The organism is Cupriavidus nantongensis (assembly GCF_041726985.1).
GTDB lineage: Bacteria > Pseudomonadota > Gammaproteobacteria > Burkholderiales > Burkholderiaceae > Cupriavidus > Cupriavidus nantongensis_A.
The window spans coordinates 1,784,144-1,795,998 of sequence record NZ_CP168303.1 but is presented as its reverse complement, the minus strand read 5'-3'; the positions used below and the strand labels follow the sequence as shown (position 1 = coordinate 1,795,998).

9 protein-coding genes and 3 tRNA genes are annotated in these 11,855 nt (G+C 68.2%); 5 read left to right on the top strand and 7 right to left on the bottom strand.

Annotated elements, in window-relative coordinates:
* The first annotated feature begins 33 nt into the window (after positions 1-33).
* From ACEI37_RS19490 to ACEI37_RS19480, 3 genes are all read left to right on the top strand, one after another.
* Positions 34-109 (top strand) — tRNA-Asn (locus ACEI37_RS19490).
* Positions 110-113: 4 nt separating this feature from the next.
* Positions 114-189: transfer RNA gene (locus tag ACEI37_RS19485), tRNA-Gly, on the top strand.
* Positions 190-222: 33 nt separating this feature from the next.
* Positions 223-297, top strand: a tRNA-Thr gene (locus ACEI37_RS19480).
* Between the two features lie 59 nt (positions 298-356).
* Here ACEI37_RS19480 and ACEI37_RS19475 read toward each other — a convergent pair.
* The 3 genes from ACEI37_RS19475 to ACEI37_RS19465 all read right to left on the bottom strand — a co-directional run bounded on the left by ACEI37_RS19475 (position 357) and on the right by ACEI37_RS19465 (position 2,921).
* The gene (locus ACEI37_RS19475) at positions 357-1,703 is read right to left on the bottom strand and encodes a type II toxin-antitoxin system HipA family toxin (RefSeq protein ID WP_373380285.1); all 1,347 of its coding nucleotides are present in this window, start codon (positions 1,701-1,703) and stop codon (positions 357-359) included.
* 2 nt (positions 1,704-1,705) lie between these two features.
* On the bottom strand, positions 1,706-2,038 hold the full coding sequence (locus tag ACEI37_RS19470) for a helix-turn-helix transcriptional regulator (RefSeq protein ID WP_373377791.1): 333 nt from the start codon (positions 2,036-2,038) through the stop codon (positions 1,706-1,708).
* Between the two features lie 193 nt (positions 2,039-2,231).
* Positions 2,232-2,921 carry a TVP38/TMEM64 family protein gene (locus ACEI37_RS19465; protein ID WP_373377790.1) on the bottom strand — a complete coding sequence of 230 codons (690 nt, stop codon included), beginning with the start codon at positions 2,919-2,921 and terminating at the stop codon, positions 2,232-2,234.
* A 227-nt stretch (positions 2,922-3,148) separates the two neighbouring features.
* Here ACEI37_RS19465 and ACEI37_RS19460 point away from each other — a divergent pair, with 227 nt between their 5' ends.
* Complete coding sequence (locus tag ACEI37_RS19460) at positions 3,149-3,997, top strand: LuxR C-terminal-related transcriptional regulator (protein ID WP_373377789.1); 849 nt, start codon at positions 3,149-3,151, stop codon at positions 3,995-3,997.
* A gap of 29 nt (positions 3,998-4,026) precedes the next feature.
* Here ACEI37_RS19460 and ACEI37_RS19455 read toward each other — a convergent pair whose 3' ends face one another.
* From ACEI37_RS19455 to ACEI37_RS19440, 4 genes are all read right to left on the bottom strand, one after another.
* Positions 4,027-5,256, bottom strand: a complete 1,230-nt coding sequence (locus ACEI37_RS19455) for a hypothetical protein (protein ID WP_373377788.1) — start codon at positions 5,254-5,256, stop codon at positions 4,027-4,029.
* A 337-nt stretch (positions 5,257-5,593) separates the two neighbouring features.
* Entirely contained in the window at positions 5,594-6,115 is a 522-nt protein-coding gene (locus ACEI37_RS19450; RefSeq protein ID WP_373377787.1) for a phage tail protein, read from the bottom strand.
* Between the two features lie 38 nt (positions 6,116-6,153).
* Positions 6,154-6,690, bottom strand: a complete 537-nt coding sequence (locus ACEI37_RS19445) for a phage tail protein (protein ID WP_373377786.1) — start codon at positions 6,688-6,690, stop codon at positions 6,154-6,156.
* A gap of 9 nt (positions 6,691-6,699) precedes the next feature.
* The gene (locus ACEI37_RS19440) at positions 6,700-7,248 is read right to left on the bottom strand and encodes a phage tail protein (protein WP_373377785.1); all 549 of its coding nucleotides are present in this window, start codon (positions 7,246-7,248) and stop codon (positions 6,700-6,702) included.
* A 456-nt stretch (positions 7,249-7,704) separates the two neighbouring features.
* On the opposite strand from ACEI37_RS19440, the gene ACEI37_RS19435 reads away from it, so the two are divergent.
* Entirely contained in the window at positions 7,705-11,820 is a 4,116-nt protein-coding gene (locus ACEI37_RS19435) for a putative Ig domain-containing protein (RefSeq protein ID WP_373377784.1), read from the top strand.
* Positions 11,821-11,855: the final 35 nt, after the last annotated feature.

The following is an 11,855-nucleotide window of genomic DNA, read 5'->3' as shown; positions in this document are numbered from 1 at the left end:
GTAGAATTCGCGCTTCGCTGAACGGCGATATGTTCCCTGATAGCTCAGTCGGTAGAGCGACGGACTGTTAATCCGCAGGTCCCTGGTTCGAGCCCAGGTCGGGGAGCCAGCATGCGGGAGTAGCTCAGTTGGTAGAGCGCAACCTTGCCAAGGTTGAGGTCGCGAGTTCGAGACTCGTCTCCCGCTCCATTTGATTCCGCGTGGTTCCACGCCGGAACACCCGCCCATGTGGCTCAGTGGCAGAGCACTCCCTTGGTAAGGGAGAGGTCGGCAGTTCGATCCTGCCCATGGGCACCATTCCCTCCCGTTTTATCTCGCTTCGGTTGATCGATGCCTGCGCTGGCCTCCGCCCGCGTTCACAGGTCCGCCTCGGCCCGCGCCGCCAGCCTGCGGTTGTGCCGACGCATGCCGTCGAAGATCGCGTCGGCCACATCCAGCGGAAAGTCCGCCGGCAATCCCGACGCAACCTTGTCGATGACCTGTGCGGTCTGCCCGGTCACGCGGTCCAGGATGGCCTCCACCTCGGCGGGAGCAAAGCCGATGCGCTGGCCCTGTGCAAACCAGTGGCGCGCGCGGATCTCATGGATCGCGTAGTGGGTGTTCCGGCCATGCAGCGCCATCGCCAGCCGCGCCTTCTGCGGCGCCAGCTGGTTGCGGCCGCGGCCGATCACCGGATGCGCCGACAGCACGTCGTACAGCGGCGTCGCCTCATACTGGCTGCCCGGCAGGTGGCTGATGCTGAAGTTCTTGGCATGGCCGTCGGTGGCGGCCAGCAGCCAGAACACCACCTGCGCCATGAAGAAATGCCGGCGGTCGGTCGCCGCCGCGCGCGAGCCGGACAGGATTTCGGCAATCTGCCGGATGCCGGGTCCGCCGTCGGACTCATATTTCTGCAGGGCCGAGGTGCCGGTGGCCTGGCACATGTCTTCCTGCGGCAGGCGCAGCAGCCAGGTGCCGCGGCTCGACGGCCTGCGGTCGAAGCGTTCGACCACCAGCGCCTTGGTGCCGGCAAAGCGGGCGATCTCGCACGGCGCCACCGGCAGGCCATAGGCGGCGACGATCTGCGCGCACAGCCATTCGTTTTCGACCGAGGTGCGCATGTCGGCGCGCATATTGCCCACCAGCCCGAGCGGCAGCTTGAAGATGTGCGTGGTCGGCGTGCTGCCCTGGGGTAGCTGCCATTGTCCGCGCCAGCGCAGCAGCGCGGTTTTTTCCTGCGCGCCCGCGATCGACAGCCGCAGGTCGTCGATGGGCTCGCGATGACCGAGCACGGGCGCCGACGTGGTTTCTTGCAGCAGCGTCGCAATGTCTTCGTCGCTTAGCGCGCGGCCGCTGACCGTCTGCAGCGCCTCGGGCGATTCGCCGGGCGGCAGCATCTGGATGGCGCCGACGCAATCGCGTCCCACCCTGGCCAGCAGCGCGAAGGCGTCGGTGCCGCCGGCCCGATAGCGCGCCGCGATGCGGCGGCGGATGACATCGCTGTCGGGCAGCAGGTTGTCGAAATAGTTGGCCACCGCCGGGCCGCGATGCGGCTGGTTGCCGGGCGTGAACGGCAGCGACAGCGACAGCGGCCGTCCCTGCGGGTCGGCGATCCAGTCTTCGCGATAGACCAGCCGGTCACCGCCGGCGCCGGTTTCCCAATGGCCGACCGGGATGCCGTTCATCCACAGGTCGAGGCGGTTGCCTTGCCGCGCGCGCACCATGGTCACCAGTCCTCGCGCGGGCGTCGGCCGGTCGCGGGGCGGGCCGGCCCGGTCTTGCCTGCCGGTGCCTCGGGCTTGGCCCGCGGGCGGGCAGGCACGGGCTGCGCGGCGGCGCCAGCCTCCGCCTGCGACAGCACGAGTTCGACGCCGAGCACGCGCAGCACCCGCAGCAGGCGTTCGACGCTGACGGCCGCGGGGTTGGCTTCCAGTTCGGCATAGGTCTGCTGCGTGACCCCGAGGTGCTCGGCCATCACGGCCTGGGTCATGCCGCGCGACTTGCGGAATCCCTGCAGAATCGGACGCAACTGGTGGACGGTCTTGATGGCGTAGTGCATGGCGCGGTCCCGGACCCGGCCGGCGGCCGGACAGATACAGGATATTGCCTGTTACGCGAATTTACAAGCTATGGCCTGTTATTTATGAAAACAGGCTATTGCCTGTATTGTTGGATTATCGGGTGAAACCTGTGAGATGTCAGGGCGCAGCCAGGCGGCCGCAATGGCGCCAACGCCACGCATGCCAGCCGTGTCAGCGTTGCGGCAGGCGGCGCGAGCGGTGCTTGCGCGCACGCAGCGCCAGGCCAGCTGCCACCGCTACTATCGCGAGGACACCCACGGCGACCAGGAAGTGCAGGGGCTGGTCGATGGCCAGGCTATCGCCCGCGACGACGATGCCGACCGCATAGCCCGCTTCGGCGAGGGCCATGGCCGCGAGGAATTTCAGGAAGGGGTAGTGCATGGTGCCGAACAGGTAACCGGGGATTTCCGAAGGCACCGCGATGCAGAACAGCAGCACCGCCCAGAACTTCATCCGCTTCGACACATAGCCCCGGTATTTCTCCAGCTTGTCCGCGTAGCCGACACGGCTGAGCAGCGGACCCGCCAGGCGGCCGATGCCGAAGGCCGCGCACGCGCCCACCAGCCAGCCGCCCCACAGCAGCAGCACCGTCAGTGGCTTGCCCCATACTTCGCTGGCCACCGGCACCAGCACCACGCTCGAGGCAAAGGCCAGCATCGCCGAAACGGCCGAGAACACGAAGAACACCAGCGCCCCGGCGACGGGGTGCTGTGCCATGATCTCGCGCGCCCAGTCGACCGCCTGTTCGACCAGGTCCTTGAAGGCGGGCGACATCGCGACCGCTACCACCAGCACGGCCACGGTGCCTACCGCCAGCCAGAACCAGATCGTGTGCCGGAGGGTGTGCCGCTTTCCAGACAATGTGGCAGACAATTTGCTCAGCATATGAAATTTAGAACGCGCGGCCGGAAGCAAAGTTTCGGCACCGGTGCAGTCGCTGCGGGTGGTCGCCGCGGGTGGCCGCGTCGCGGCGCAATCGCGTGGCGCCACTGCATTTCGCCTCCGGGTGCGGCGCGCTACAATCCGACGGTCTGGCATTTTCATCATTCTTGTCGTTACCCTTGTGCCGCCGCAGGCGAAAGGCAAGCATGCGCCCCTCACCGACCGCCCTGACGTCAGAGGACAAGAAGCTGCAGGCGTTCCGGGATGAAGTGATCTCCCTGTACGAGCAAGAGCCCGACCTGCTGGCGCTGCCGGACGTGCTGTTCCCCAGCGTGGCCAGGCTTACCGACGGCGACGTCGTCAGCTACGCCGAATTCCACCATCGCAGCCGGGAATTCCGCGAACTGGTCTCGGTGGACGAGCCCGCCGCGCGGGCGCACGGCAGGCAGGCCTTTGCCAGGCACCGCCACAGCCATCCGTTCTGGCAGTACGACCCCGCGTTCTATGGCGAACGCGCCTTGCGCGAATCGGATTTCTTCAACGACGACGAGTTCATGGCGCTGCCGATGGCGCGGGAAGCCTTGCTGCCGTCGAATGCGCGGCGGCTGCTGGCGATCGTGTTCCAGCACGAAGGCTATGCGGTCACCGTGACGAGCTTTCGTGTCAGCGGCAGCCCGCCGTTCAGCGATGGCGACCGCGACCGCCTGCAGGCGCTGCGCCCGCACTTGCTGCGCTGCTATCGCCAGGCGCAGCAGCGCACCGTCGCCAGGCTGGGGCCGGCCGAGCGCCTGCGGCTGGCATTCCCGACGTTGACGCCGCGCCAGCTCGAGGTGTGCGGCTGGCTGGCGCAAGGCAAGTCGAACGAGGACATCGCGACCATCCTCGGCGTCAGCGTCGACACCGTGAAGGTGCATGCGCGCGTGATCTACGACAAGGTCGGCACGGGCGGCCGGCACGGCGTGGTGGCGCTTGCCCATACCGTGCCGCCGTTCGCGCAATGGCCACCGCTGTGGACGCTGCGTACGGCCGCCCCCGCGCAAGGGACCCGCGCCTGACCGGCGCATGGCCGTACCCGCCCGGACCGCTACAGCCTGAGCGAAGGCCGCGACGTGCTCGCCTTGCCCGCCGGCGCGCTAGCCACGGTTTTCAGCGCGCGCTGGCTTTGCGGCGGATAGACCGTGGCGGCGATTTCCGGCAGCGGGTCCTGCACGCAGGCGCCTACGGTGTTCATGTTGTCGATCACCTGGAACGTCGTGATGGTCGGCAGGCCTTGCCACCAGACGCCGGTAGTCGTCACGTCCGGCTTGTCGATTTCAAACTTCTTCGCGATCGTGGTGGCCTCGCTGATCGACAACTCCTCGGTGTACGAGACCGAATAGGACAGCGTCAGGTTGATCTTGGCGCTGAACACGCCGATGTCGAACCCCGACTCCAGCCCCAGGCTGACCCCCAGGGTTTGCGTTTCGCTGTCGGTGATGCTGACCCCGGTGGTGACATCGACCTCATAGCCCGTGTCCAGGCCGGGCTGTCCGGTCAGTTCCACCAGTTGCTGCCAATCCTGGCTGATGCTGAGGATGGTGTAGGTGCTGCTGTCCGTGCCCGGCACCAGCATCGTGAACGGTGTGTTGGCAGCCACGGTGGCCGGCATTTGCTCGCCGACGTAGGTTGGCGCGGGCGGCTGCATCGGGGCGCCGTAGGGCGTCGCCGGCGGCGTGTCGAGCGTCACGGTGCTGGCGCCGCCGATGAATATCGGGCCGCTCGGTCCCCAGTTGCTGATCGCACCGGAGGGTTGCAGCGCAAAGCCCTGCGTGGCGGTCTGGTCGGCGCCGTTGGTCAGCAGCACCGACTGCACCATGCCGCAGAACGGATACGAGTATTTGTCCCAGAACGCGCCCACATAGCTGGTGCCGTCGGCAGCCGGCGGCTGCAGCGGATTGCCCGACACCGGCACCGATTGCACCTGCACCCCGTTGACCAGTCCCACCAGGCTCTGGCCCTGGGTCCAGATCATTTCCACCAGGCTCCACTGGTCGGTCGGGATCTGCCCGGCCTGGAAGGTGTAGCGGTTGCCGGCGTTGTCCCACACCTCCGGATAGAGCATCGGCACGTCGCCGCCGCGGGTGCCCACGCCCAGGATCAGCGATTGGCTCAGCGAAAACACTTTCTGGTCGGCGGGCAGTCCTGCGCTGTCCACGTAGATCCAGGCCAGCACATGCACGGTGCTTGCTTCCAGGATGATGGCTGGCGCGCCGGCATTGAACTGCACGGCGCCGGGCGATGAAAAGTCGAATGCACTGACGGTTGGAGCGTTCATGGTGTTACCCCTCGGATCTTGAATCGGTCATGAAGCAACGGGAACGGCATTCACCCCTGCAACAATGTGCCGCCTTATTGATCGGGATGCGGGACGGAAGCCCGGTTGGCGGCTGAGTAGTTGCTGTGGCCCGCGCTCCGTGCAGCGATGTCGCGTGGCGCGTTGCGCCGGACATGCATGCTGCTGGGGCAATATAGGATCAGGCCATGCCGGTCGCCATTACTCATCGGGATTAGGGCGACGGGGCAGGGCAAGTGCCGGTGCATGGCAGTAAGCGGTGTTTAATTCAGGCCTGCGCAACCCGCCATGGATGGCTCATCTCGCGGGCATCGGCGGCCTATGGACGCGGGGGAAATTCGCCGGTCAGCGCGATGCAGTACATCAGCGCAGTGTAAGGCTGCATGTTTTCGTGCGGCTGGCTGGCGCCGGCCGTGCCTACGGCCTGCGGCGACAACGTGGTCATGACCGGTGCCGGCGAGGCGTTGACGGGGATGCAGCTCTGGTTGTTGGGTAGCATGAAGCGGGCGGGCAGCCTGGCGCTGGCCTCGGTGGACACCGCGCGCGCGGTATCGCCGTAGACCAGGTGGTTGTGCGCGGGCATTTCCGCCGCGGTGAGCGTGACCGTGGCCGTGCCCTGCGGATTGCCCGGCTGGTTGTCGACCGGCCCGGTCACCGCGCGGCCGCGCAGGTCGGGCAGGGCGAAGTTGGTGGTGCCGTTGCCGCCGTACTGGGTGCCGAGCAGCGAGAACAGCGCCGGGTTCTGCTGGATCGCCAGCAGCTGGCCGTCGCACGCGGCCCAGCCGGCTGGCGGGTAGGCGCAGCCGAAGATGCGGATTTCTCCCAGGTACTGGTCTGACATATGGCCTCCGTTGTCCAGGTTGGCTTGCGCCCGGGTGCTCAGCTTTGCGACGGATAGATGCCATCCGTGGCGATGATGTAGTTCAGCGACAGCGTCGGCATCTGGTTGCTGTGTGGCTGGGTGCCGCCGCTCATGCCGACGGTGCCGGCCGCAAAGGCGTTCTTGCCGGGCGGGTTGGCGGTGCCGGCGTCGTAGAACGCGTTGGGCGACGGCGTGGTGCCGGGCAGTACGCCCGGCCCTGGCGTCACCGTCGAGGCCATGGTGTTGGTCGCCTGGATCGGATGGGTGTGCCCGGGGATCTGGCCCGGCAGCAGGGTCACGTTGGGGCTGCCGAAGGCCTGGCCGATGGTGCGTTCGCTCAGTCCCGGTCCCGCGCCCTGGCCCAGCGGCAGGTTGCCGCGCAGGTCGGGCAGCCTGAAGGTGGTGGTGCCGTCGCCGCCGTAGATGGTGCCCAGCAGCGAGAACAGCATCTCGTACTGGGCAATGCTGAGCGTCTGGCCAGCGCAGAACTGCCATCCCGCCGGTGCAAAGTTGCCGGCAAACATGCGGATCTCACCCACGAACGGTTGCGCCATGGTGTCTCCTCAACCCCGGCTCGGGTAGATGCCGGCCAGCGAAATGATGTAGTTCAGCACCAGCGACGGCTGCATGTTGTCGTGCGGCTGCCCGCCGCCGGTGCTGCCGCAGGCCTCGTCCAGCCACGGCGTGAGCGAGTCGGGCGTGCCGTACAACAGCTCGCCGGGGCCGGACACCGACGGATCGTGGGGGTTGTACAGGTTGCTGGCCGCCAGCATGCGGTCCTGCGATACGCCGACATTCAGCGCCGTCGCCGGGCTGGAAGAGACGTTGAACGGATGGATGTGGGCTGGCACCTGCGCGGTGGTCAGCGTGACCGCCTCGACCCCGCCGATCTGGCCCTGTGCGATGCCATCGGGATCGCGGTGCAGCGGTGTGCGGCCGCGCAGGTCGGGCAAGGCGAAATTGGTGATGCCGTCGCCGCCGTATTGCGTGCCGAGCAGGCTGAACAACGCCTGGTTCTGCGCGATGGGCAACAGGGCGCCGTTGCAAAGCGCCCATTCCTTTGGCGCAAACGCGAACGCGCACAGCCGGATTTCCCCCAGATACTGGTCCAAGATCTGCCTCCCCGGTTGAACAACACCCAAAAGACACGGCGCCTCCCTGCCAACGGCGTCGCATCGATACTGATTTAATTAAATTTGATATCTGGTATCAAATTTGATCAATTACGTATTGATAGATTTGACGTATTTTCTGCACCGGGCCGCGTCACTATTGCGGCCCGTTCCGCAGCCCATCCCGCGCGATTCACAGACAGACCGAAGTGTTGGCGATGCCAGCGGAAAGTCAACAAAAATAACAACGCCCGTCCCGAGCCGCGCCCGGCCACGCATCGGCGCGCCGCGCTCGACGACGGCAATGGCAACCCGCCGCAAGCCGCGGGTGTCGGGAGAAATCGGGTGTCAAGACAAGCCAGGGGTTGCGCCGGCGCTGAGCGCGCGGGGCGGACGGTGGGGGCCGTCGCACAAGTCCATCGGTGGTGGCGGGGCTGTCGTTGCGGGTTCGGATCGGTGCTGGTGGCACTGTGTCTGGGTTTGCTGCTGGGGTCGCCGGCGCCGGCATTTGCCGTCTCGTGCACGCTGAACATCGTCGCCACGTCCAACCAGCAGAAGGTCTATGCCTTCACCGCCGCGGATTACACCGCCTGCGATCCGAACCAGTTCGGCATCGCCTACGACGCCATCGGCAACGGCAACTTCGGCGCATCGACGCAGCTGACGCCCACTGCCCAGGGTGGCACGCTCTATGTCTACAACGGCAACCTGCCGAACGGACAGAACGAGAACGGCTTTGTCTACACGCCGCCCGCCGGTTTCATCGGCACCGACAGCGCTGTCTTCTATACCAGCGACAATGGCGCTACCTGGTCGCCCGCTGGCACGGTGTACTTCAATGTCGCGGCCGGCCCGCCGACCGTGACCGGCGTGACGCCTTCGTCCGGCCCGGCCAGCGGCGGCACCGCCGTGACCGTTACCGGCACAAACTTTGCCGGCGTGACCGCGGTCAGGTTCGGCGCCGCGGCCGCATCGTTCGTGGTCAACAGCCCGACCTCGCTGAGCGCCACCGCGCCGGCGGGTGCCGCTGGCACCGTCGACGTGACCGTGACCACCGCCGGCGGCACCAGCGCCATCAGCGCCGCCGACCGGTTCACCTATGTCTCGGCGCCCCCGGTGGCCAACAACGTCAGCGCCACGGTGGCGTATGGCAGCGCGGGCAACCCCATCACGCTGAACCTCACCGGCGGCGCGGCCGCCAGCGTCAACGTGGCGTCGCCGCCTGGCCACGGCACGGCGATCGCCAGCGGTACGTCGATCACCTATACGCCGATCTCGTCCTACGCGGGACCGGACAGCTTCACCTATACGGCCACCAACGCTTCCGGCACGTCCGCCCCCGCCACCGTGACGATTACGGTGACGAACCCGAATCTCATCTACGCGCCGGCATCTCCGCCGCCGGGCTCGGTGGGCGGCGCCTACAGCCACTCGCTGGCGGCAGCCACGGGCGGAACCGGGCCGTACACCTATGCGGTGGCGTCGGGCGCGCTGCCGACCGGCATGGCGCTGTCTGCTGCGGGTTTGCTGGTGGGTACGCCAACGGCGGGCGGCACCTTCAACTTCACCGTGCGAGCCACGGACAGCAGCACGGGAACCGGGCCGTTCAGCGTCACCAGCGGCACGCTGTCGCTGGTGCTGGGCGGGGCCGCGATGAGCCTGTCGCCGGCGCCCGGCGTGCTGAGCGCGGCGGCGGGCACGCCCTTCAGCCAGGCCTTCACCGCGAGCGGCGGCACCGGTCCGTATTCCTACTCGATGACCGTCAATGGCGGCACCATGCCGTCCGGGCTGGCGTTCAACAGCGCGACCGGCGTGCTGGCTGGCACGCCGGGAACGGCGGGCACCGTGTCGTTCACCATCCAGGCCAACGACAGCAGCACGGGAACGGGGCCGTACAGCGTGGCCGGCGCCTATACGCTGACCATCGCCGCCCCAACGATCACGCTGGCACCAGCGACGCTGGCCAATCCCGCGCTGGGCGTCGCGTACAGCCAGAGCGTGACGGCCAGCGGCGGCACCGCGCCCTACACCTACAGCCTGGCCGCGGGCGCCTTGCCGCCCGGACTGACGCTGAACAGCAGTACCGGCGCTATTGCCGGCACGACGGTGGCCGGCGGCAGCTACAACTTCACCGTACAGGCGACCGACAACCAGGGCTTTACGGGAAGCCGCGCGTACAGCCTTGCGATCGGTGCGCCGACCATCGTCATCAATCCGGCCACGCTGCCGCAGGCGACCGTCGCCACGGCCTACAGCCAGGCCCTTACGGCCGCCAGCGGCACGGCGCCGTACACGTTTGCGATCACGGCGGGCGCCTTGCCCGCCGGCATGTCGCTGTCGGCAGTCGGCGTGCTGTCGGGCACGCCGACTGGCGGCGGCACGCACAACTTCACCGTGAGCGCCACTGACAGCAGCACCGGCACCGGCCCCTATACCGGCAGCCAGGCCTACACGCTGACCGTCAGCGCGCCGGCGCTGAGCCTGTCGCCCGCGTCGCTGCAGGCGCCGGTGGCAGGGGTTGCGTACAGCCAGGCGTTTGCGGCGGGCGGCGGCACCGCGCCTTACACCTTTGCCGTGGCGGCCGGAACGCTGCCGGCAGGACTGTCGTTGAACCCGGCCACCGGTGTGCTCAGCGGCACGCCGCCGACGGCCGGCACGCATACCTTCACGGTGCGCGTGACCGACAGCAGCACCGGCACCGGCGCTCCGTACAGCATCAGCCGTGTCTATACGCTGGCGACGGGGCAGGGCATGCCTTCGGCCCCGCCGGTGGCGGTGACCACGCTGTCGAATGCGCCGGTGACGATCCATGCCGCCGCCAACGCCGCCAACGGGCCCTTCTCCGGTGTCAGCATCGTCACGCCACCGGGCAGCGGCAGCGCCGTGGTGAACGGACTGGACATCGTCTATACGCCGGTGCCGACCGCGTCGGGCCCGATCACGTTCACGTATGCGCTGGTCAACAGCGCCGGGACTTCGGCGCCGGTGCCGGTGACGGTCACGGTCAATGCGGTGCCGGTGCCGGTGGCGCAGAAGCAGGTGTCGACGCTGGCGGGCCGGCCGGTCGACGTGGACGTGACCGAGGGCGCCAGCGGCGGGCCGTTTACCGGCGCCGCAATCGTCTCGGTGGTGCCCGCCGATGCCGGCACCGCCACCGTCGCCAGCGCCGCGCCGAAGACGCCGGCCGCCGGCGGCAAGGAGCTCGCCGCCACCGCCTACACCGTCAACTTCGTGCCGGCCGCCGCCTTCGCCGGCACCGCGGTGGTGACCTATACGCTCAGCAATGCCGTGGCGACGTCGTCGCCGGCGCTGATCCAGGTGGCCGTGGCGGCGCGCCGGGACCCGTCCACCGACCCTGACGTGGTGGGACTGGTCAATGCCCAGATCCAGGCGGCCCGGCGCTTTGCCACCGCGCAGATCGCCAACTACAACCAGCGCCTGGAGGCGCTGCACGGCAAGGGCAGGGCGCCGTCAGGCAACCAGATCTCGGTGGTAATGCCGCGCGCCCAGGCCGATCCGGAGCGCTGCCAGGCGGTCGAAGGCTTCGCCGCGCGCGATGCCTGCCTGCGCGGCACGGCCTCGACAGCCCAGCGCGGACGCGCATCCGATCCCACGACCGGCTCCCGTGCCGCACGCGCGACGGCCGGGGCCAGCGCTGTCGCCGGCAACGTCCCGGACCTGCCCGGGGGCGCCGATCCCGGCAGCGGCGCCGACGCGGCTGGCGCGAACGACACCGACGACGCGCGCCTGGCATTCTGGACCGCGGGCACCGTCGATTTCGGCTTCGCCAACGCGGGGACGCAGCGCTCGGGCTTCCGCTTCACCACGGGTGGCGTGACCGCCGGCGCCGACTATCGCTTTTCCGACCAGCTCACGCTCGGCATCGGCTTCGGCTATGGCCGCGACAGCACCGACGTCGGTTCGGCCGGCACGCGCAGCACGGCGGACAGTTTCAGCGCCGCGCTGTACGGCAGCTACCGGCCGCAGCCGTCGCTGTTTATCGACGGCGTCGCCGGCTACGGCTCGCTCAGTTTCGATTCGCGCCGCTGGGTGGGCGACGAAAGCGCGTTCGCCTACGGCAAGCGCGACGGCCACCAGGTCTTTGCCTCGCTGTCGGCGGGATACGAGTATCGGCGCGAGGCCTGGCTGGTCTCGCCGTACGGACGGCTGTCGGTCTCCGACAGTACGCTCGACCCGTTCACCGAGACCGGCGCCGGCTTCAGCGCGCTGAAGTATTTCGGCCAGACCGTGACCACGGTGTCAGGTACGCTCGGGCTGCGCACGGAATACGCCACGTCGACGCGATGGGGCCTGTTCCTGCCGTTCGCGCGGCTGGAGTACCAGCATGATTTCAGCGGCCAGAGCGCGGCCGGGCTGGCGTACGCTGACCTTGCCGGCACCGGCCCTGCTTACACGGTGGTCAGCGCGCCATACGGGCGCGACCGCCTGCAGCTGGGACTGGGCGGCAAGCTGCGCACGCGCTCGATGACGTTCGGGCTCGACTACAACGTGATGGTCGGCATGGGCGGACGGCAGCAAGGCTTGCGGCTGACGTTCGCGGCGCCGTTCTAGCCGGAAGCGCCGTGCCCGTGCTGCTGTCCGCTCAG

What these genes read in the sequence shown, in the direction of transcription:
- ACEI37_RS19475 (WP_373380285.1), bottom strand. Translation starts at nt 1,703, where the DNA reads ATGGTGCGCGCGCGGCAAGGCAACCGCCTCGACCTGTGGATGAACGGC.
- ACEI37_RS19470 (WP_373377791.1), bottom strand. Translation starts at nt 2,038, where the DNA reads ATGCACTACGCCATCAAGACCGTCCACCAGTTGCGTCCGATTCTGCAG.
- ACEI37_RS19460 (WP_373377789.1), top strand. Translation starts at nt 3,149, where the DNA reads ATGCGCCCCTCACCGACCGCCCTGACGTCAGAGGACAAGAAGCTGCAG.
- ACEI37_RS19455 (WP_373377788.1), bottom strand. Translation starts at nt 5,256, where the DNA reads ATGAACGCTCCAACCGTCAGTGCATTCGACTTTTCATCGCCCGGCGCC.
- ACEI37_RS19450 (WP_373377787.1), bottom strand. Translation starts at nt 6,115, where the DNA reads ATGTCAGACCAGTACCTGGGAGAAATCCGCATCTTCGGCTGCGCCTAC.
- ACEI37_RS19445 (WP_373377786.1), bottom strand. Translation starts at nt 6,690, where the DNA reads ATGGCGCAACCGTTCGTGGGTGAGATCCGCATGTTTGCCGGCAACTTT.